The organism is Neobacillus sp. DFD-2R (genome assembly GCF_057747865.1).
This window is the reverse complement of record NZ_CM173228.1, coordinates 3,701,462-3,721,916: the sequence shown is the minus strand read 5'-3', so window position 1 is coordinate 3,721,916 and position 20,455 is coordinate 3,701,462. Positions and strand designations below refer to the sequence as shown.

Genomic DNA, 20,455 nt, shown 5'->3' with positions numbered 1-20,455 from the left:
TGATTTAAACTCCTTTAATGAATAAATTGTCCTGAAAAAATATAAAACCCAAAGCAAATAAAGTGGAACGTAATAATAATCGCTGCAACATGTGTATATTTATTTTGCGGCCACCATTTATGTTTCTTATTAAAACGTTCAAAGGAATTGTAAGCTACCATTAACAGAGCATGATAGACACCATAAATTATATACTGAATTTCTAATCCATGCCATAGTCCCATTAATAAAAATAGTAAAATATAACCAAGATTAGAAACAATATTGCGGTTTTTAATATATTTTTTCTTTGTCATCCAAAATACAAAACGCATGTATACATAATCCCTAAACCAGAAGGAGAGACTCATGTGCCAGCGATTCCAGAAGTCTTTGATATTTCGGCTGATAAAAGGCTTGTTAAAGTTTTCCGGTGATTTGACTCCCATGATGTAACTAACGCCAATCGCAAAATTACTGTATCCTGCAAAATCGAAAAATAAGTATAGACTATAGGCATACATGTAATAAAGATGATTTTCGAAATAACTATTGGCAATAAACCCTATATTGGCAATGAAAAAATGATTGATCGAATAGCCAATAATATATTTGTATAAAAAACCGAGAAAGATTTTATTAATCCCATCATAAAGGAATAGTTTGTATTGTTCCGGTGTTAATTCAGCTTGTAAATCTTTATCAAACCGGCGATAGCGATCGATTGGACCGGATGAAATCGTCGGGAAAAACAGGATAAAATAGAGTAATCTTGCCAGTGGAATATCCTGTTTAATTAATCCATCCCTTGTTTCCATGATTAATTGCGTTCCTTTAAAGGTTAAATAGGAAATTCCTAAAAATCCGACAAAGTTTATTTGATGAAAATAAGGCAACAGCTTGGAAATAACCAAGGGAAGGATAGATGCAATGACTGCTACATAAAAAACCAAATCCTGGTTTGCTTTTTTCCGATAAGCAAGATAGCCCTTAATTAAAAGGACTTGCCAAATCGTGAAAAGAATAAGGGCGATAGCCCCATTTAATTTGGTCGAAAAAATAATCGCAAGCGCAATGACCGTTACAATCATGTTATAGGTATGGAATCTTTTCCCTCGCAGACCTAGGATTACAGTTGGTGCTAATAAAACGGCTATTATAAAAAAGAACGTAAAAGAACCATATGGTGTCATAGCAATACCTTATCTCTAATTTGTTTTCGGTCAACCTTACCGTTTGGTGTCATTGGCAGTTCCTCATGATAAGTGAATTTTCTTGGAATCATGTAAGCTGGAAGCACCTCACCAAGCTCATTCCTAATTGCACTTGTTAATTGATATTCTTTTTCGAATGTATGTTCTGTTGGGACGATGGATGCAGATAAATATTCAATTTTATCATTTTGATATATCGGAATCACGACAACAGCTTTTACATATTTCGATTTAGCAATATGATGTTCAATCTCCTCTAATTCCATTCGGTAGCCATGTAACTTGATTTGAAAGTCAATCCTGCCTTTATAAAAGAGGAACCCTTTCTCCATATATCCCGCATCACCGGTTCTATAAGCCTGCTGTCCGTTAAATTGGAAAAAGGCTTTATCCGTCAGCACCGGTTCTCCTAAATACCCTTTACTTACACTGGGGCCAACAATAATAATTTCTCCTTTTTCTCCCTCCGGCACTTCATTTCCATCTTCATCAACCAGTAAAAGTTTGGTGTCTTCCTTCGGCATTCCAACAGGAAGGCTTGAATAGGTATCGATTATCTCCGGAGTAACTTCAACGATTGTAATAGCCACCGTTGCTTCAGTTGGACCATAAGTGTTAAAAATAGATGCCTTTGGAAATCTTTCCATTAACTGCCGGGAAATTGATACGGGTAAAATCTCACCGCAAAAAAGGAAAACGGTAACCTCCGGAAGCAATTCTTCATTAAATGATGGATCCATTAAACACATTTGTACAAAAGATGGAGTAGAGGTCCACACTTGTGTATTTGAGCTTTTTAATGCTTCAAATAAAATTTTTGGTCGGGCAATCATTTCTTTCGTAATCGCAAAAACATTCCCACCGCTTGCAAGGGCAGGATAAAGGTCCATAACCGAAAGATCGAATGAGTAGGGAGCTTGATTTAAAAAGCGCAATTGACCCGTAATCGGAAAGTCCTTAACCATCCAATCGACAAAGCTTTGCAAATTATTTGCAGAAATTTGCACACCTTTAGGATTACCTGTGCTGCCTGACGTATATATGATATAGAAATTATCATCATCGTCAACCCAGTTGAAAGAGTCCACTATTACATCGACTGATGGAGATAGTAAGATTTCATCCGGTGACATCACAGGAATCGCTTGATTGTCGAGCAATAAAGGTTTATCAGTCACATTTATTACTAATTCAGTTTTAGCACTATCGATGATTTTTGCTATTCTTTCCATCGGAATAGACGTATCTACTGGTATATAGGGATGCCCGGACTTCACACACCCTAAGAAGGAAATAAGCATCTCGGGCTCCATGTGACCGTAAACCAAAATCGGTGATTTAGCTTGAAAGCTTTGGTTTAAGAGATAGGAAGCGATGCGCTCTGAATGTTTCCATAATTCCCCGTAAGTGATTTCTTTTTCCGGAGAAATATAGGCTAAAGTTTCCGGTTTTGTATTTGCTATGTCTTGAATAGCAGATATCAATTTCATAAGATGCTACCTCCGTCATTAAAAATCATTATAAATATAGGTACCTGCACTTGCATCATTGAATCCATACATAAAAAATAAAAAAAGGAGGATTAACAAATAATACAAAAATCTGCTAAGCCATTTAACCCTTTGGTTAGAATAAAAAGCCTTTATTTTTTCAATCATGGTTTTTAACCCCGCAAAATATTTTTGTCTAAATTATGAACTTTTCGATTAGAAATTAAGTATCTTGAAAAAGTAATAAAATAATCAACCCATATAGAAGGGTGGCTAAGTGTATTGGATTCCTTATTGTTCACACTTATTGTTTCCCTTGTTAAACTGACTTAATTATCATAATGCCGTTTACCATTCTTTGCATTAAAAATTGATGAGAAAATTATTAAATTTTATTATTGGCTTTCTTTCTCTTAATAGGATAATAGAGGAATATAACAAGGGCAAGAAATATTTTAAGCCATTGAATAAAATTCAACAGAATTTTCTATGAAAAAACCAGGCACTGCCTGGTTTTAACGTGTGATGTCTGATTGTACATAATAATATAAAAGCTTTGCAGTGTTTTCAATGGATGATTGATGTGTTCGTTCAAAAGCATGGGAAGAATCAATTCCCGGGCCGATTAAACCATGGACTATGTCGTGACCTGAGCGAATTGCAGCGGAAGCATCTGAACCATAGTACGGATAAATATCCAATTTATAATCAATTTTATTTTCCTCAGCAAGGTGTACTAATTTTTTCCTCAATTCATAATGATAGGGTCCGCTTGCATCCTTTACGCAAATGGAGACCGTATATTCGTCTGTTGATTGTCCGTCTCCGATTGCCCCCATGTCTACTGCCAAATATTCGACTGTTTCCGGTGTAATATTTGAGTTTCCTCCATATCCGATTTCTTCGTTGTTTGAAATCAAAAAGTGGGTCGTATACGGTAAAAGAATATTTTCAGTTTTTAATTGTTTAATTAATTGAAGGAGAATGGCAACACTTGCTTTGTCATCTAAATGGCGGGATTTAATATATCCACTCGGCGTTAATTCAACCCGTGGGTTAAACGATACAAAATCTCCTACTTCAATTCCCAGTGCTCTAATATCTTCTGCGTTATGTACTTTTTCATCTAAGCGGATTTCCATGTTCTCCTGATTTCGTTCCGCTTTTCCTGCATCCTTATAAACATGAACGGATGTTTGGTGCATAAGAATCGTTCCTGTATATTTTTTTCCGCTGCTCGTTTCAATTTGGCAATATTCACCCTCAATAGAATTGTATTTAAAACCTCCAATTAGGTCTATTTTGAGCCTGCCATTTGCTTTAATTTCCTTCACCATTGCCCCTAATGTGTCTACATGTGCGGTAAGCATCCTATGGCTGGTATAATCTTTCCCTTTCAAAGTTATGAGTAAGCCGCCTTTCCGGTTTCTCCTTGATTCAATTTGAAGTTCGGCAAGAAATTTTTCTACAAAGGAAATCACTTCATTTGTATTACCTGACGGACTCGGAATGGACACTAAATCAGTGATTAATTTAAAAGTTTCAGCAGTATTTGGGTAAGTCAATATGAATTCTCCTCTCCTATTTAATCTTTTTTTATTATACATCTTATTTTAAATACCATGTGTTTTAACATACAGCTTTCCTAGTCAACTTTTGCAATAGTGCTGCATAGTCTTACTAATGATCAAATTTTAGTAAGTTCCAAGGATAATTTGCGAATAGTTGGGCATAAATGGAATTATTCTAACTATTTAAAAAATAGTGAGGGGAAATGAACAATCAGTAAATTACAAACAAATGGGAGGAGAAAAATGACCAGATTAGAACTATATCATGACAAACCAAAGCAATTTTTCTGGAAGGGTCCATTTTTTTTCATATTGACAAGCATCTTGCTAACAGTTGGTTTCTTTGTGTTTCGATATTATTACCAAAATACAATAAGGATTGAGGCTCCTTCGGAAAATTTAGGTCGTAAAGTGGTAATTGGACTTCCAAGTGGGCAAAAGGTTTTCACGTATGAAAATCTGCTTTATGAAAAAGATGGCAAAACCTATTATAAAGGGGACCGTAATACAATTGATTTAACAGGCGGAACAGTTGAATATAAAAATTGGAAATAAATAAAGACTAGCCGGTGCTAGTCTTTATTTATTTCATAGATATAATTTAATAAATTTCGAACATTGAGAATTATCCGGCACAGCTGCTTGCGCTTTTCTTATTTAAACCATCCCTTTTTCTTAAACCACAGTGTCATCCACAGCGCAATGACAAACATGATAAAGAGTGCTCCGAAATAGCCGTATTTCCATGTCAGCTCAGGCATATAATGAAAATTCATTCCATAAACCCCAACGATGAATGTAAGGGGCATGAAGATGGTTGTGATGACTGTTAACACCTTCATGACATGATTTGACTCATTGGAATTGATGGAAATATAACTATCACGAATATCGGTGGTCAGCTCTCTGTTGGCCTCAATCATTTCCGTTAATTTCAGTAAATGGTCATATATATCTGAAAAGTAGGCGATTTTTCCTTCAAGACTTGTCAGTCGTTGAGAATTAAGAATCCTATACAAGAGATCTCTCATCGGTGTAATCGTATGCCTTAATGATAAAAGATCATGCCTGGTATCAAATAAATCTTTAAGCAAAGCCTCCATCGATCTACCCTTGGAGTTGGTATCAATTTCATCTAACGTATCTTCGATTTGATAAACAAGCGGAAAATAATTGTCCACCATTTTGTCCATACAATGGTATAACACATGAGAAGGATCCCATTTATTAACTTTTTCAGCAAGGTTAAATCGTTTCCAAACTTCATCAATTTCTGTTGAGGATTGATGATGGAAGGTAACAATAAAGTTTCGACTAAGGAAAAAATCAACTTCCTCTCGTGTAATGGTTTTTGGATTCAAAGCTTGGGTAACTAAAAAAGCATATCCTTCATAGTAATCAAGTTTTGGCCGTTGTAAATGATGGATACAATCCTCAATCGCTAAAGGGTGAAAATGGAGCGGTTCTTTTAAAAATTCAATTTCGCTTTCATCAGGTTGATAGAAATCAATCCAGTACCATCGATAGTCTCCACCGACCAATTCAGTAATATTGAGGTCTCTTATTATTTGATAATCTTTGTTTACTGCAATCGTTCGAATCATAGTTTCTCCTTAATTTACAGATCATTCATAAGATAAAATATAAACGAAATGGACGAGAAAGCACAATTTAAACACACTTTATTTTTTTTTGATGATAAAACGGTTTGATGAACCCATTTTTTCTTGTTTTTTCGATCTTTCACTCCCTGGATTAAACTCTGAATCCCGAGGATAATTGATACAATTAATCCGCTAAATGCAACAAAAACGGCAAAGTATTCAAATGGATTGTAAGCCATCATATGGTGCCATTTAATTTTCCCTTTTAAATCATCAGTAAACAAGTTCATACTAAAAATTCCGCAGATGACTGTGTACATGGTCAAAATAAGTAATAAAAAGCTGTCTCTTTTGGTTACCGTGTTTTCTTCATATTTAAATAAACTAAAAAGTGTTTCCTTTGTTTCATTATATAAGAAGTCAATCGAAAAGGAATTTCTAAATAGGTTTAAAAAATCTTTGCCTTGTGATTGAGCAGGAAAGATAAAAAACAAATAATTGGAGGTAAAGGAATTGATTTTATAAATCAAGTTCTCAATTTCCGTAGAATCCTGTTCGATATTTATCTTCGAATAGTCATTGGCAATTTTATAAAACACGAATTTTTGAAAGAGAGTTAATAGGAGTAAATAATAAAATTCCCCGAATAATTGCTTTGCTAACTCATTTTTTATATCCGTATGCTCATTGGTTATACAGGAAAAACAATTCTCTTCAACGTAATAGTATGTATTCGGTGTTAAGCGGTCATAGCCGTGCTGCTTAAAACATTGTTGAATATAACCAAGATTATTGGCTGTTACATATGGCTTTCCAGCTTGAGTTAGTCCGCATAGGTTTGCTGAACGATAAACATCAACAATCTCAATGGGTTCTTCCTCCTTAAAAGCTAACAGGGATTGAACATACATCCTTTCTTGTTCAATAAATGGAATCGATTTAAAACATGCTCCTTGCAAATGCTCCTTGTCTATGAAATCAGTCAAATCAGGAACAAGATCTTCAAACAATAATTTCTCTAATTGTGTGGTAATTCTTCCATCCATTTCAATTTGTAGCTTCTTTTGTTTCGATTTTTTGGAACCAAGTTCACGAAAACATGCAGCAAACTCAAGTGCATGGGAAAAAGAAAGGTTTTCCGAGCATGTTATTTCGGTACGGATGGTTAGAAAACCGAGTTGGAAAGGACATAAAGTAATATCAATAGAATGAATTAGGAAAAGCTGATGGAGATGCTCCGTTGTGAGTATTCCATTTAGTTTAAGTGCTTTCGAAAACCTTTGAAAACCTTTTTGCTGATCGGAAAGCGGGAAAAGGATTTTATTTGTTAAAGGAGGAAAAAAGGCTTCCAGGTCACGATGGGAAACTTGATACTTTCCGTAGTAGGCTGTTTCATCTTCTATATGACCTAATCGAAAAGCGGTAAAATGATTCTTTTTTAAAAAGGAAAATATATTTTGGTCGCAAGCATCCTTAATAAAAAAAGGAAAAAGAAATTGAAAAATGGCTGTAGATACTGTTTTTTCTTTTAGCTCAATTCGCTCCATAAAAAATTTTCCTTTCATAGATAAATGATATCTAAAAACAAGATTCCCGTTTTGCTTCATACTTAAACGGAAAACTAAGAATGAAGTAAATTCTCCTGTGAAAACGAAGTTTTTTTGCCGTGGGAATAAAATACAATTAACAAGGGAAATTATGAGCAAAGAAGTTTAAGAGAGGCAGATACATGGCATAAAAAAGATTAAGACTAATAAATAAGAAGGTGTCAACACTTAATGAATATTGTCGAAGTATTTAGTAGGGCAGCAGCGGCATTTTTTGTCCTATTGCTATTAACCAGGTTAATGGGAAGAAAGCAGATTTCACAGCTGACATTTTTTAATTATATTACAGGGATTTCAATAGGGGCTGTCGCCGGTGCAGTGTCAGTAGATTCAAACATAAAACTATCAACAGGGATAGGAAGTCTTATAACATGGTGTGGATTAACTTTGATTGTAGGGTTTATCGATATCAAATCAAGAAAGTTCCGCTTTTTTCTTGATGGGCAGCCTAGCATCATTATTAAGCAAGGAAAAATTATGGAACATGAGTTGAAAAAAATGAGGCTGGATATGGATGAGCTAAACCTGCTGCTCCGAACAAAAGATGTTTTCTCAATTACAGATGTAAATTATGCTATTTTCGAAAAAAATGGTGAGTTATCTGTCCTTTTAAAAGATACAAAACAACCCTTGAAGCAAGAGGATATTCCCATTCAACAGGCAAAAAAACAGCACACTCCGATTCCAATCCAACTCATTGCGGACGGAAAAGTAATTGAGGATAATTTAATACAATTAAACTTAAACAGAAACTGGTTAGATGAGCAGTTAATCCAATCAGGTACCACTCTTTCGGAAGTTTTTTATGCTGAACTTCAAAAGGATGGTTCATTGTATATTGATAAACGATCGGATCAATTCATTCATTAAAAAGAGGCTGAGAAAAGTCAGCCTCTTTCATTTTTATAGAATGGGCATTTTTAAACTTGCCTGTTGATTTAAGCTCCAATCAGCATAGGGAGTAAAATCGACAATGAGCTTTAACATAGCCATAAAATTAAGAACAAATGAGGTTTACAAACTTGGCGCAGTTTCTTTATTTCTCATCGATTGTGGAATATAAACGCAGAAAGGTTCGCTTTCCATATAATCGCCCGTAACAGCGTAGGTCCGTGATCGGGAACCGCCACACATTTTGTTATATTCACAGACGCCGCATTTGCCTTTATAGTTGTCAGGCTGTCGTAAATCCTTAAAAACTTTTGCTTCACGATATATCTCTGCCAGCGGGGTATCACGCACGTTTCCGCCGACAATAGGAAGCAAACCGCTTGGCATAACATCGCCAATATGGGAAACAAACGCAAAGCCATTACCATCATTCACACCTTTTGGAGCACGTTTTAGGCCGTCATGCATGGAAGCAAAATCAGTTGTAATGGAATCTTCGTAACGAATTTCGCCTTTTTTAATTAAATGATCACGTGTTTTCTGTTGCAGGACAACACGGCGATAATGCTGTGCTGCGGTAGTTTTTATGTCATACGGTGCAGTTTTGCTTAGATCATACAACCAGCGGAACACCTTTTCATGATCTGCAGGGCTAATACAAGCATCTAATTGGCCTCTACCTGTTGGTACAAGCAAGAAAATGTACCACATGACTGCTTTCAGTTCTCCTACCAATTTCGCCATTTCTTCAAGATGATCAAAGTTATAACGGGAAATAACTGTATTGATTTGAAGCGGCATATCTAATTCGTTTAAGTATTTAATTTTTTCAAGGGTCAGATCAAATGAACCGGGTGTTCCACGGAAATGGTCATGAATTTCCGGAATTGGACCGTCTAAACTAAAGCCCCAACGAGAAAGCCCCACTTCCTTGGCACGTTCCATTCTTTCCTTTGTTACATTTGCAGTTGCACTCGGTGTCATTGAAACCCGCATGCCTTTTTTTACAGCATAGTCTGCAAGCTCAAAAAGGTCCTCTCTCATCATGCAGTCACCGCCGGCAAGCATCGGATTATCCATTGCATAGATTTGATCAATTAAATTAATACCTTCCTCATGAGATAATTCCCTTGGATCAGGTGTGATTTGTGCATCTGCCCGGCAGTGTACACATTTTAATTGACAGGCTCTTGTAACCTCCCAAATAACAATAAATGGGTTTACATCATAATTAATAACTTTTCCATGTCTATGAGGGTGGCTCATTCCGTGTAGATGTCCTTTACTTATTCCTTGCATCTTCATCACCATGATTCGTTGTTATTTTTAAAACCATTAAAATTGTTACTCTAGGTTTATTATAAATTTGTCAGCCAACCGTGCATGGCTGGTTTGTTACAATATTTCTACATTCCATTCAAGTGCTTTTAATCACTTGGTAAAAACTACTATACGATAAACTGTTACAATTACATTACAACAGTATTACAATCTATCAATAATTTTTCGGAAAAATTATTAGTTTTCCCTTTCATTACAAGGGCTGGGTGCTTTTCTATTGTTTGTTACATAAAGGGCTTTCATTACCAGGCGAGGGATGTAATTCCACTACCACCACATTTTAGAGGTTTTGTCAGACATCTGACTCTATTATGATGAAAATACAACCACGAGAATAAAGGAGTTCTTTTATGAAAAAACATCTACTAACAGCTGTCGCAACTGCCGGTATCTTGTTTTCTGCATTTGGTGCACAAGCAAGTGCACAGGGAACTGTTTACACCGTCCAATCCGGGGATACACTTTGGAAAATCTCGCAAACAACCAACGTTTCCATTTCCAATTTAAAGCTATGGAATCATCTAACAAGTGATACAATCTATGTAAATCAGAATCTATCATTGGTAGCACCAATTGCTGCAAAAAGGCAGGCAATCATCACTGAGGCAAAAAAATACATAGGTACACCGTATTTATGGGGAGGAAGCACCCCGGCTGGTTTTGATTGCAGCGGCTTTGCCCAATACGTGTATGCAAAAGTAGGTTTGTCCATTCCAAGGACAACAGCTACTCAATGGGCAGGAATGACTTCTATTTCCAGCCCGAATATCGGCGATCTTGTATTTTTTCATACAAGTGGAACGGGAGTATCGCATGTCGGAATCTATTTAGGCAATAACCAAATGATTCATTCCGGTTCTAAAGGAGTTACAATTGCTGACATATCAACAACGTACTGGAAACCAATTTATTTAGGTGTAAGAACAGCTTTTTAAGAAAAGGCCCTTTATCAACGATAGAGGGCCTTTCTTTTTAAAAAAATTGGATTTTTAGGTTTGAGAATAAAAACTTTAGCATTATACTTAAATTGGTTTCTTTTAAAGTAATTCAATAGTTTCTGTTTCGTTTCCAACAACAAACTAACTAAAAAAGTAATGGACGGAGAGAACCATGGTTAAAAGAATAACTAGTATAGGGATTATAGTATTAATCATTGCAATCGGCTTCAGTCAGAAAGATGTATTATTACACATTATTAAAGAAGGAGGAACCATTTCAGTTTTTATTAGTATGCTTCTTGTTGCTATCTGTGTTTTTTTTCCAATCATTCCGTTTACGGTTTTAGCCGGAATCATTGGAGCAGTATTTGGTACAACCCAGGGGGCGGTTGTATCATTAGCAGGAGCGATGGTCGGTACAATGGGTTTTTTCTTTTTAAGCAGGTATGGTTTTCGGGATTTTGCCCGGGAAAAACTATTGAGATACCCAAAGGTTCAGGAGTACGAAGGTTTTTTTAACAGAAATTCCTTTATAGCAATTTTAACATCTCGATTAATTCCTGTGATTCCGGCACCTGTTGTTAATACCATCTGTGGTTTAAGTAAGGTCAGGTGGTTGACATTCTTTACAGCATCTTCCATAGGGAAAATTCCGAATATTCTCCTATTATCCTATGTTGGTGCATCGTTTAGCAGCAACAAGCTTTATTCTGTTGGTTTATACGGTCTTTATTTAGTAATTGTCTTCCTGATTAATTTTGTCATCGTTTATCGGAAAATGTCAAAAACAAGTTAGACCACTTTCCTAACAGGATGATCATTAAGTGAAACTACATCTGTAAAAAAGCTTTTTAATATGAGCCACTTTGCCGGATAGGAATAGATAAAATCCTCCATAACCTCGAAAGAATGGAACAGAAAACAATCAAGTTGCATTTTAGCCTTTTTTAAATCGTACAAAAGTGCATGTGGGATGGTGTAATAGTCTTTTAACTGATATGGATTAAGTTTTACGACTTGAATATTTTGATCTTGAATATATTTTAGAATTGATTGTTCTTGGATGGAAAAACTTTCTTCTTTTGATAAACCGTTTAAGCAAATCCGTTCATTAATAAAATAAATACTCCTCATGAAAATACACCCTACCTTATTCGTAATTTGCTATTGTTATTGACAGGGTTGAGAAATAGTATACCTATGCATAGGAAAGGTGATGGAAGCATGTCTTTTTGGGAGAAGGATGGTTTTACAATTAATACTGATAAACAGCACCTTGATATTGATGTCATTCATCATTTTCTGAGTGTGGATTCATACTGGGCCAAAGGGATTTCAGTAGAGTCTGTCCGAAAATCAATTGATCATTCATCCATCTGTTTTGGAGTTTACGAAGGGAATCCGGTAAGAGGGGAAGCAAGGCAGGTGGGTTTTGTTCGTGCTACCAGTGACTTTGTTAGATTTGCTTATATTATGGATGTTTTTATTCTTGATGAATATCGTGGTAGAGGATTATCAAAATGGTTGATGGGCATTGTGACAGAACAATCTGAGCTTAAAGATGTCGGGAAACTGCTGTTATGTACAAATGATGCCCATGGACTTTATGCTCAGTTCGGTTTTAAAGTGATCAATAATCCTGAAATATATATGGAGAGAAAAGTTTAGAAGATCCTGCTAATACGAGAGTTGGATCCGCTAATAGTCAAAAAAATTACCCGGCCATATGCCGGGTAACAAACAAAATCTATATTAAAAGGGGGTGGAAGTGAGGCTCGTTGCTGAACCTGTTTTTATCTTAACGAAAAAATATGAACAATCTATGAAAGAATATTTAATAGTTTAAGAAAATAGAAATGGGGATTACAATGAAAAATTTCCATTGCTGTGCAACATGCAAGCACATTACCTTTAAGAAAAAGCCGAATGGAATGGCATATTTTTGTAGCCGTTTAGGCTACGAAACCAAAACCGACTACAAATTCAATTGTTGGGACCCAAAAGATAACATTAAAAAACTAATGCGGTGTCAGGCACCGTAGGAGGACATTTCTGAATAAATGTCCTTGTGGTATGGACATAATTTTCAATAAAAAGAGTGATAATGATGTTTAACGCAATTCTATTATTTATTTTGGCCGGTATTGCTGAAATTGGCGGCGGGTATTTGGTGTGGCTTTGGCTTCGTGACGGTAGGCCTTTATGGTACGGCATTCTGGGAAGCATCATCTTAATAATTTATGGGATTATCCCGACATTACAAACCTTTCCATCGTTCGGAAGAGTATATGCTGCATATGGCGGCGTATTTATTATTTTAGCGGTTCTTTGGGGCTGGGGAGTTGATAAAAAAACCCCTGACCAATATGATTGGATAGGTGCTTTCATTTGCCTAGTAGGTGTTGCCGTTATGTTATGGGCACCCAGGCACCCATAACAATAAAAAAATTTTGGAGCGCGGTTCTACCCACGCTCTGTTTTTAGAAATTTTAATCCTGAAAAAGAAAATCGCAAGCCCATTTCCCAATAAGGCGCCCCTAGAAAAATAGCCTTAAAACAACTACCCCGACATCGATAAAAACGAACCTGCCATAAGAGGCTGTTTCACTCCTTTTTTATCAATCCATTTTCCTGTAATCGGAGAAATAATAATACTCAGCATGCTTTTTCCAACCTTTTAAATGTCCGGTCAAAGATGGTTATATGGAGTTCTCTCGTCCGCTTCGGATAAACCTGTTGTAAGTGGTAAAGCTAGGTGAAAGTACTGATTTTTTATCATGGGGATGGTAGTTAGTGAAAAAAAGTAAACAACTAGAAAAACAAATGGAAAATAAAACAACTTTAATATGGAAAATGGCAATTGCCTCTGCCCTCTCATGGGAAATAGCGAAGTTGGCTGGGTCCCACCATCCGTATTTAGCTCCAATTTCCGTTATCCTTTGCTTACAAACAACCGTAAATCGATCCATTCGGTTCTCCTATCACCGGATGGTTGGGACCATTATAGGCATTTCCGTGGTCGTTCTTTTTACTCCATATTTAAACGTAAATGGTTGGTCGCTTGGAGTCTTAATTCTAATAGGAAGTTTTATCGCAAAATGGCTCAAACGGGATGAAACAGCGATCCATCAGGTTGCATTGACCGTTTTGCTTGTGTTTGTCATGGGTCATAAGTCAGGTGAATACCCATTCGACCGCTTTCGTGATACCTTAATTGGTGCTATTATAGCTGTACTCCTTCATATGCTCATCTCGCCACCCAATTTTACAGAGCAGGCTTCAAAAAGCATTCAACAGATCTGTGCTCATTTAACAACAACCTTCAATCAAATTTCAGACTGGGTCCAAACTAGTCTTGAAATAAACGAAGGTTACAATCTTCAACTGAAAACGAAGAAGCTGCTTAAGGAACTTCATCAAGTGAAAAATTATATCCAGGATGCAACAGATAGTCTAAAATATAACCCTAAAGCAAAAAAGAGCGAAAAAGAGCTGCAGGAATGCGAACAACGAATTTATTACTTAACACAGGGGTATACATACGTATCTGCGATTGTTGGAATCTTAATGGCTTGGTCTAAGGCCGGGACAATGACACCGTTTCAGCAAACACTTTGGGCAAAGCAGTTTAAAGCATTGAGTCCATTTTTTCAAACAAAAGAAAACCCGGCGGAATTAGATCCTTCATATGAGACATTACTGGTTTCCCTAGAACCGGAACTCGAGAAACAACAATTTCACGTCGCTTTATATCATGAAACCATTAGTTTATTGAAAAAAATGGATGAACTTCCGAGAAACAAAGTTTAGCTTGGAGGCAGTACCCGATAAGGGCGCATCATTTCATAATCCTCATGTTCAAGCATATGACAATGCCAAACATACTGTCCGGTAAAGGGGGAAAACGGAATAATGATTCTTGTCACATGGGCTGGGGGACATTTAACTGTATCCTTCCAGCCGCGTTCACCAAAATCAGGATGTATGGGCGGCCCGGTGTATTTGATTTGTCTTGTCTTTTTATAATGGTTCACATCAAACGGCTGTCTTAAGAGAATTTGGAATTGGACAAGGTGAACATGTATCGGATGATCATCCCTATTTGTATTAACAAAATTCCAGATCTCGGTTGAGCCAAGACGTGGGTTTTCTGTTATCGGATCATCCCACTTTTTTTTATCTAAGAGAAAAAAGGATCTTCCGTACGAGTCCTTCTCCTCGCTTAATTCTAAATATCTATTTTGAATGGCTGATTGTTCGGGGAGCCGATATATGGTTCCCATATTGGCCGGAATCACACTCGTATCAATACTGGAAAGCGGCTTTGTAACGCGAAACTGCATGACAATCCCCGTAGTTTGAGGATCAACAGGGTCACCAATCGGAAAATGTGTTGGCGCATCATTTTTTAATGTGACGGATTTTCCTCCAAGATTAGAAAAATCAATAATTACATCTGCACGCTCAGCAGGTGCAAGCAGCACCGATTTTACGCCCACAGGGTGTTCAAGAAAACCACTATCACTCCCAATCTGAAAAAACAGCTGCCCCGAATCCAGGGTTAACCGAAAAAAGCGGGCATTTGCACCATTTAACATGCGGAAACGGTATTTTCTTGGTTCGACTTCAAGATATGGCCAAACCTTTCCATTCACAACAATCTTGTCACCAAAAAAGGAGCTAATGATTGAAGGGATTATTCCGGATTTATTATCCTTAGGCTGCTCCGGATAAAACAAAGAACCATCCTCATGGAAGGAACGATCCTGAATCAATAACGGAATTTCAAACCTGCCTGAAGGAAGATTTAAGGAACGTTCATGAGAATCCCTAATAAAGTAAAATCCTGCCAATCCGGCATAAATATTCAGCCGCGTCACCCCAATGGCATGGTCATGGTACCAAAGCGTACGAGAACTTTGTCCATTTTGATATTCATAAATCGTTTTTTCGTAAAAGGGTCCTCGACTGGCAAAACCTTTTGAGAACCAGGCATCAGGATGGCCATCACTGGCTGGTTCCGTTCGGCCGCCATGCAGATGGACAACGGTTCTGACATCAGGCTTTTCCTTTTCAGCACCATGAACGGTATGGTCTATCGGAAAAAGATGCCTTTCCGGCAGATCATTCATCCACTTGACATAAACCCTTTCTCCCTTCTCTGCTTCAATCGTGGGGCCGGGATAAATCCCTTCATATCCCCAAATGGTTGTATTCGGCAATTCACTATGCAAAGACTGCTTTGATTCCTGCATTAGAACTTCATAATAGGTGTATGCCCCTGTACGCCTATTCGGCTTTAAAAAAGGAGGAATAGGCAGCGGGTCTTTAAATTTTGTCAACTTCATGTAACCGCCCCTTACAACATTCATTTTCCATATAAATATGTTTGGATGTTAAAAATAATTATCCCTTCTAGGAATAGCCTCTTCATCAATATAAATAGAGTAGGAATTTTTGTGTCTAAGGTGGGGATTGGAATAGAGGATATATATCGAATTCTTGACTGTCTTGAACAACCGGGGAAAAAAGTATTAGCAACGATTATTGCTGTTTTGGGATCAGCATATAAAAAAGAAGGGTCCGCGATGCTATTTTTCGAGAATGGGGCACGAATAGGGGTGTTAAGTGCAGGTTGCTTGGAAACAGATCTGGCAATGCAAGCTCAGGAAGTTTTTCAAAAATGGAAGGTTAAAACACTGCAATATGATATGAGCGAAGAAACAGACTTAGCATGGGGGCAAGGTGCGGGATGCAATGGGACGATAGATATTTTGCTCGAGCCCGTTACAGAAAATCTTCAGGAGGATTTATTTAAAGTTAAGAGGTTACTAGAATTAAATATCCAAATATTAGCATTAAAAAAACTTGGAGATACGGGGGAGTATCTTTTTATCCCAAGTGAAGGCAGACCATTTGGGCAGTGGAATGGAGAAGTGCCATCACATGATTCCAATGTGAAAAACGGAAGAAGGGCGAGTCAGCCTATTTTCCAACAACTAATCAAACCGAAACCAATCTTGATTGTCTTTGGTGCCGGGCCCGATGCAGTACCATTTGTCTCATTGGCAGCAAATATTGGATTCTCGGTCACTGTGTGTGATTGGCGTGAAGAGTTTTGCCGGAAAAAGAATTTCCCTTCAGCTGAACGGCTTATTATCGGCTTTCCAGATGAGCTTTTGGAAAAAATCCCGTTTTCTGCCAATGATTTTGTGGTTATTATGTCCCATCATTTTCAGCGAGATCAAGAAATCCTCCTGTCATTGCTTCAGAAAGAGCTAAAGTATATAGGTGTTTTAGGTCCACGGGAAAGAACCAAACGGTTGCTTAAGATTGAAAGCATTCCAGATCGGATTTCTTCTCCAATTGGAGCATCAATTGGTGCTAAAGGACCTGAGGAAATCGCTGTTAGCATCGTGGCTGAAATGATCAAAGTTTGGCGAAGCCCTTCTTGTAAAAGCATGGAGAATTTATGGACCGTTCCAGATTAATTGGTAAATATCCGACGATAAAAAAACAGGTGAATGAGAAGGGATAATTAAAAACGGAAGAAATTCTCCTAAAAAACTCTTTAGCCAATGGGAGGGATGAACTTGGAGATAATCGGGAAAAGCATTATTCGCAAAGATGCGTTAGAAAAGGTTACAGGCAGAGCGAAATATACGCATGACCATCAGTCTGTGGGGATGCTATCGGGCAAAGTGGTCATTAGTCCATACGGTCACGCACGAATTGTAGCGATTGACACAAAGGAAGCAGCGAAAATGCCTGGTGTAAAAGCTATCCTTGCTGGTGAGCATTTTCCGTTGACAGGGGAAGCGATCCGAGACCGCCCGCCCATTGCAGTGGATAAAGTTCGCCACCATGGTGAAGCTGTTGCCCTTGTTGTTGCGGAAACACCGGCACAGGCCAAAAAAGCCGCAGACAAAATCAAGGTCCAATATGAATTGCTGCCAACAGTCAACTCACCTACACAGGCGTTTCAAAAAGGGGCAACGTTAGTGCACGAGCGGTTGGGAGAATATAAGAAAGAATCCCATGTTTATCCGGTTCCAGGCACAAATATTGCTACTCATGTGAAAATCCGGAAAGGCAATATGGAAAAAGGCTGGGCTGAAAGTAATACGGTTGTAGAAGCAAGTTTTTCTTTGGCACCATCCGATCATGCGGCGATGGAGACAAGATGTTCAATCGCTGAGATTTTGCCGGATGGCACAATTAAAATAACCACATCATCTCAAGCGCCTTTCATGGCTAAAAAGCTTATCTCCGATTACTTTAATGAAGATCTAGGAAAAATCATTGTCGAGACGCCGCTCGTTGGCGGTGCATATGGTGGCAAGGCAGCGGTACAACTCGAAATTCTTGCTTATTTGGGGTCAAAGGCAGTTGGCGGATTACCTGTGAAGGTTTTAAATACTAGAGAAGAAGATATGTTGATGTCGCCCTGTCATATCGGTTTGGATGCCAAAATTAAATTCGGTGCCGACCGCAGCGGCAAAATCCATGTAGCGGAAATTCAATATTTATGGGATGGCGGCGCTTATTCGGATAAGGCAATTGATTTGACAAGAGCTGGGGCAACTGACTGTACGGGACCCTATAATATTGAAAATCTCTGGTGTGATTCGTACTGCATGTATACCAATCACCCCTATGCTTCACCGTTTAGGGGTTTTAGTCATTCCGAACTGTCATTTGCTATTGAAAGAACGATGGATTTGTTGGCTGAGAAATTAGCCATGGACCCACTGGAGTTGCGCTATCGAAATGCCATCATGCCAGGTCATACCACGCCAACACGGGTACTTTTAAATAATAGCAATGTCGGAAACTTAAAAAAATGTATTGAGAAATTAAGAGGATTAATCCGTTGGGACGAGGGCCAAATTAAAGAACTGAATGAACGTTACATTCTGGTGAAAGGAATTTGCTGCAGCTGGAAAACGTCGACGATTGACCCGAACGCGCCCTCGGGAGTGATTTTAACTTTTAATCGCGATGGAAGTATTAATTTAATGTCCGGGGTCATTGAAATAGGAACAGGGACAAAAACTGCGCTTGCGCAAATCCTCGCTGAACGGCTAAAGATGGATGTTGATAAAATTCATGTACGGATGGATGTTGACACCCAAACAACACCGGAACATTGGAAGACCGTAGCGAGCAGGGGAGTTTATATGGCCGGAAGAGCATTACTGGAAGCTGCAGAGGATGTCATCAATCAACTGAAGGAGATTGCCTCAACTGTATTAAGGGCTCCAAAGGGAGATCTGATCGTTGCCCATAGCCGGGTATTTCTACGTGATAATCCCTCCTTTGGGATTGATATTAAAGATATTTGTTATGGCTATCAGTATCCGAATGGGAACGCGATTGGCGGCCAAATTATTGGCAGAGGAAACTTTATTTTACGTCATCTAACACCGTTGGACCCGGAAACAGGGGAAGGGAATCCCGGGCCGGAATGGACAGTTGCAGCCTATGGAGTTGAGGTTGAATTTGACCGGCGCGATTATACGTATCGAATAGTGAAGGCGGCAACAGTCGTTGATATCGGTACTGTTATAAATGAAAAAGCGGCACGCGGACAGGTAATGGGGGCAATGAGTATGGGAATTGCATTCGCGGGACGAGAAACGTTTTATTTTGATGAGCTTGGAAGGGTGTTAAATCCGCAACTAAGAATCTATCGACCCCTTCATTATGGTGAAAACCCCGAATACCTCGTCGACTTTGTTCATACACCCGATCTTGAAGCAGCATATGGCGCTCGAGGGGTAGGTGAACATGGGCTGCTGGGAATGCCTGGCGCCTTAGGAAATGCATTGTCAGTTGCGGCAGGTGTTTCGCTCCACCATCTACCTCTAATTCCGGAGTTAATTTGGAAAACAAAGGAGGGGAAAGGGAATGCTTCCATTTGATTTTGATTATTATAAGCCGGTAACACTGAAGGAGGCTGTGGAACTATATCAAACTCTGGACCGTCAACGGACACAGCCGATGTTTATTTCCGGTGGAACAGAATTAATCACGCTTGGACGGATTAATCTTGCCTATACTGAAGCAGTGATTGATTTGAAGGATATTGCCGAATGCAAGGTTATGCAAATGAGTGGCGAGTATCTTGTACTTGGAAGTACATTAACTCTTACAAAAATCGAAGAAGCGAACCTTTTCCCATTATTAACACAAACAGCAAGTGAAGTAGCGGATCATACATCACGTGGGAAAATTACCCTCGGCGGAAATATTTGCGCACAAATTTTTTACCGGGAAACGGTTTTACCGTTTTTATTAGCAGACAGCCAAGTAGTGATTATCGGGCCGGAAGGAATAAAGGTAGTATTGATTAATGACATTTTTCGCGAACAACTTCTACTTAAAAGAGGCGAGTTTCTCATTCAAATTGCAACGGAAAGGCAATATCTTGAAGCCCCATTTGTTAGCATAAAGCGCCGCCAACAATGGGATACAGGTTATCCATTGATCACGGTTGCTGCACTAAAAAAAGATAATGAAATACGTCTTGCCCTTAGTGGGCTTTGTCCATTTCCTTTCAGGTCAAAAAGCATTGAGAAGGCATTGAATAATCGGGACATACCTGTTTCGGAACGAGTGAGCCGTGCTCTTGTGGAATTGCCCGGTCCTATTTTAGATGATGTGGAAGGATCGGCTGATTATCGAAGATTTGTATTACGGAATTTATTGTTAGATGTTGTGGAGGTATTAGATGGAGCGGCGGCTTAATATATTAGGAATTTGAAAGGGGGAACAGAAGCTTGAAATCCCGGATAATTGAATTAAATGTTAATGGTGA

19 protein-coding genes are annotated in these 20,455 nt (G+C 38.2%); 10 read left to right on the top strand and 9 right to left on the bottom strand.

Features of this window, described 5'->3' with window-relative positions; genetic code table 11:
• Positions 1 to 14: 14 nt before the first annotated feature.
• The 4 genes from dltB to AC3ANV_RS18580 all read right to left on the bottom strand — a co-directional run bounded on the left by dltB (position 15) and on the right by AC3ANV_RS18580 (position 4,248).
• Positions 15 to 1,172, bottom strand: a complete 1,158-nt coding sequence (dltB, locus tag AC3ANV_RS18595) for a D-alanyl-lipoteichoic acid biosynthesis protein DltB (protein WP_488310171.1) — start codon at positions 1,170 to 1,172, stop codon at positions 15 to 17.
• A complete protein-coding gene (dltA, locus tag AC3ANV_RS18590) occupies positions 1,169 to 2,683 on the bottom strand; it encodes a D-alanine--poly(phosphoribitol) ligase subunit DltA (RefSeq protein ID WP_488310170.1) in 1,515 nt (504 codons plus the stop codon). Before dltA ends, dltB begins: the two co-directional genes overlap by 4 nt.
• Before the next feature lie 18 nt (positions 2,684 to 2,701).
• The gene (gene dltX / locus AC3ANV_RS18585) at positions 2,702 to 2,851 is read right to left on the bottom strand and encodes a teichoic acid D-Ala incorporation-associated protein DltX (protein ID WP_488310169.1); all 150 of its coding nucleotides are present in this window, start codon (positions 2,849 to 2,851) and stop codon (positions 2,702 to 2,704) included.
• A gap of 347 nt (positions 2,852 to 3,198) precedes the next feature.
• On the bottom strand, positions 3,199 to 4,248 hold the full coding sequence (locus AC3ANV_RS18580) for a M42 family metallopeptidase (protein ID WP_488310168.1): 1,050 nt from the start codon (positions 4,246 to 4,248) through the stop codon (positions 3,199 to 3,201).
• Between the two features lie 249 nt (positions 4,249 to 4,497).
• Here AC3ANV_RS18580 and AC3ANV_RS18575 point away from each other — a divergent pair, with 249 nt between their 5' ends.
• Positions 4,498 to 4,809 (top strand): hypothetical protein, encoded by a 312-nt coding sequence (locus AC3ANV_RS18575; RefSeq protein ID WP_488310167.1) that lies wholly within the window; start codon positions 4,498 to 4,500, stop codon positions 4,807 to 4,809.
• Positions 4,810 to 4,907: 98 nt separating this feature from the next.
• Here AC3ANV_RS18575 and corA read toward each other — a convergent pair whose 3' ends face one another.
• On the bottom strand, positions 4,908 to 5,858 hold the full coding sequence (gene corA, locus AC3ANV_RS18570; RefSeq protein ID WP_488310166.1) for a magnesium/cobalt transporter CorA: 951 nt from the start codon (positions 5,856 to 5,858) through the stop codon (positions 4,908 to 4,910).
• Positions 5,859 to 5,872: 14 nt separating this feature from the next.
• Positions 5,873 to 7,405, bottom strand: coding sequence for a hypothetical protein (locus tag AC3ANV_RS18565; protein WP_488310165.1), 1,533 nt, complete (start codon positions 7,403 to 7,405; stop codon positions 5,873 to 5,875).
• A gap of 231 nt (positions 7,406 to 7,636) precedes the next feature.
• On the opposite strand from AC3ANV_RS18565, the gene AC3ANV_RS18560 reads away from it, so the two are divergent.
• A complete protein-coding gene (locus AC3ANV_RS18560) occupies positions 7,637 to 8,335 on the top strand; it encodes a DUF421 domain-containing protein (protein WP_488310164.1) in 699 nt (232 codons plus the stop codon).
• Between the two features lie 144 nt (positions 8,336 to 8,479).
• On the opposite strand, the gene AC3ANV_RS18555 is transcribed toward AC3ANV_RS18560, so the two are convergent.
• Entirely contained in the window at positions 8,480 to 9,655 is a 1,176-nt protein-coding gene (locus AC3ANV_RS18555; protein WP_488310163.1) for a TIGR04053 family radical SAM/SPASM domain-containing protein, read from the bottom strand.
• Positions 9,656 to 10,047: 392 nt separating this feature from the next.
• Between AC3ANV_RS18555 and AC3ANV_RS18550 the strand changes: the two genes are divergently transcribed.
• Together AC3ANV_RS18550 and AC3ANV_RS18545 are read left to right on the top strand one after the other, a co-directional pair.
• Complete coding sequence (locus tag AC3ANV_RS18550; RefSeq protein ID WP_488310162.1) at positions 10,048 to 10,632, top strand: C40 family peptidase; 585 nt, start codon at positions 10,048 to 10,050, stop codon at positions 10,630 to 10,632.
• Positions 10,633 to 10,807: 175 nt separating this feature from the next.
• Entirely contained in the window at positions 10,808 to 11,431 is a 624-nt protein-coding gene (locus tag AC3ANV_RS18545) for a TVP38/TMEM64 family protein (RefSeq protein WP_488310161.1), read from the top strand.
• On the opposite strand, the gene AC3ANV_RS18540 is transcribed toward AC3ANV_RS18545, so the two are convergent.
• Positions 11,428 to 11,769 carry a hypothetical protein gene (locus AC3ANV_RS18540; RefSeq protein WP_488310160.1) on the bottom strand — a complete coding sequence of 114 codons (342 nt, stop codon included), beginning with the start codon at positions 11,767 to 11,769 and terminating at the stop codon, positions 11,428 to 11,430. The genes AC3ANV_RS18545 and AC3ANV_RS18540 overlap by 4 nt on opposite strands.
• A 90-nt stretch (positions 11,770 to 11,859) precedes the next feature.
• Between AC3ANV_RS18540 and AC3ANV_RS18535 the strand changes: the two genes are divergently transcribed.
• The 3 genes from AC3ANV_RS18535 (at position 11,860) to AC3ANV_RS18525 (ending at position 14,445) form a co-directional block, all read left to right on the top strand.
• Positions 11,860 to 12,303 (top strand): GNAT family N-acetyltransferase, encoded by a 444-nt coding sequence (locus tag AC3ANV_RS18535; RefSeq protein WP_488310159.1) that lies wholly within the window; start codon positions 11,860 to 11,862, stop codon positions 12,301 to 12,303.
• Between the two features lie 439 nt (positions 12,304 to 12,742).
• Positions 12,743 to 13,072: a YnfA family protein gene (locus AC3ANV_RS18530; RefSeq protein ID WP_488314271.1), complete on the top strand. Its 330-nt coding sequence runs from the start codon at positions 12,743 to 12,745 to the stop codon at positions 13,070 to 13,072.
• A 356-nt stretch (positions 13,073 to 13,428) separates the two neighbouring features.
• Positions 13,429 to 14,445, top strand: coding sequence for an FUSC family protein (locus AC3ANV_RS18525; RefSeq protein ID WP_488310158.1), 1,017 nt, complete (start codon positions 13,429 to 13,431; stop codon positions 14,443 to 14,445).
• Here the strand turns inward: AC3ANV_RS18525 and AC3ANV_RS18520 are convergent.
• Complete coding sequence (locus tag AC3ANV_RS18520; protein WP_488310157.1) at positions 14,442 to 15,983, bottom strand: multicopper oxidase family protein; 1,542 nt, start codon at positions 15,981 to 15,983, stop codon at positions 14,442 to 14,444. The genes AC3ANV_RS18525 and AC3ANV_RS18520 overlap by 4 nt on opposite strands.
• Positions 15,984 to 16,094: 111 nt before the next feature.
• Between AC3ANV_RS18520 and AC3ANV_RS18515 the strand changes: the two genes are divergently transcribed.
• From AC3ANV_RS18515 to AC3ANV_RS18505, 3 genes are all read left to right on the top strand, one after another.
• Positions 16,095 to 17,126: an XdhC family protein gene (locus AC3ANV_RS18515; RefSeq protein WP_488310156.1), complete on the top strand. Its 1,032-nt coding sequence runs from the start codon at positions 16,095 to 16,097 to the stop codon at positions 17,124 to 17,126.
• A gap of 102 nt (positions 17,127 to 17,228) precedes the next feature.
• Positions 17,229 to 19,559, top strand: coding sequence for a xanthine dehydrogenase family protein molybdopterin-binding subunit (locus AC3ANV_RS18510; protein ID WP_488310155.1), 2,331 nt, complete (start codon positions 17,229 to 17,231; stop codon positions 19,557 to 19,559).
• On the top strand, positions 19,546 to 20,385 hold the full coding sequence (locus tag AC3ANV_RS18505; protein ID WP_488310154.1) for an FAD binding domain-containing protein: 840 nt from the start codon (positions 19,546 to 19,548) through the stop codon (positions 20,383 to 20,385). The genes AC3ANV_RS18510 and AC3ANV_RS18505 overlap by 14 nt, the downstream gene beginning before the upstream one ends.
• Positions 20,386 to 20,455: the final 70 nt, after the last annotated feature.

What these genes read in the sequence shown, in the direction of transcription:
- dltB (WP_488310171.1), bottom strand. Translation starts at nt 1,172, where the DNA reads ATGACACCATATGGTTCTTTTACGTTCTTTTTTATAATAGCCGTTTTA.
- dltA (WP_488310170.1), bottom strand. Translation starts at nt 2,683, where the DNA reads ATGAAATTGATATCTGCTATTCAAGACATAGCAAATACAAAACCGGAA.
- dltX (WP_488310169.1), bottom strand. Translation starts at nt 2,851, where the DNA reads ATGATTGAAAAAATAAAGGCTTTTTATTCTAACCAAAGGGTTAAATGG.
- AC3ANV_RS18575 (WP_488310167.1), top strand. Translation starts at nt 4,498, where the DNA reads ATGACCAGATTAGAACTATATCATGACAAACCAAAGCAATTTTTCTGG.
- corA (WP_488310166.1), bottom strand. Translation starts at nt 5,858, where the DNA reads ATGATTCGAACGATTGCAGTAAACAAAGATTATCAAATAATAAGAGAC.
- AC3ANV_RS18565 (WP_488310165.1), bottom strand. Translation starts at nt 7,405, where the DNA reads ATGGAGCGAATTGAGCTAAAAGAAAAAACAGTATCTACAGCCATTTTT.
- AC3ANV_RS18560 (WP_488310164.1), top strand. Translation starts at nt 7,637, where the DNA reads ATGAATATTGTCGAAGTATTTAGTAGGGCAGCAGCGGCATTTTTTGTC.
- AC3ANV_RS18555 (WP_488310163.1), bottom strand. Translation starts at nt 9,655, where the DNA reads ATGCAAGGAATAAGTAAAGGACATCTACACGGAATGAGCCACCCTCAT.
- AC3ANV_RS18550 (WP_488310162.1), top strand. Translation starts at nt 10,048, where the DNA reads ATGAAAAAACATCTACTAACAGCTGTCGCAACTGCCGGTATCTTGTTT.
- AC3ANV_RS18545 (WP_488310161.1), top strand. Translation starts at nt 10,808, where the DNA reads ATGGTTAAAAGAATAACTAGTATAGGGATTATAGTATTAATCATTGCA.
- AC3ANV_RS18540 (WP_488310160.1), bottom strand. Translation starts at nt 11,769, where the DNA reads ATGAGGAGTATTTATTTTATTAATGAACGGATTTGCTTAAACGGTTTA.
- AC3ANV_RS18535 (WP_488310159.1), top strand. Translation starts at nt 11,860, where the DNA reads ATGTCTTTTTGGGAGAAGGATGGTTTTACAATTAATACTGATAAACAG.
- AC3ANV_RS18530 (WP_488314271.1), top strand. Translation starts at nt 12,743, where the DNA reads ATGTTTAACGCAATTCTATTATTTATTTTGGCCGGTATTGCTGAAATT.
- AC3ANV_RS18520 (WP_488310157.1), bottom strand. Translation starts at nt 15,983, where the DNA reads ATGAAGTTGACAAAATTTAAAGACCCGCTGCCTATTCCTCCTTTTTTA.
- AC3ANV_RS18505 (WP_488310154.1), top strand. Translation starts at nt 19,546, where the DNA reads ATGCTTCCATTTGATTTTGATTATTATAAGCCGGTAACACTGAAGGAG.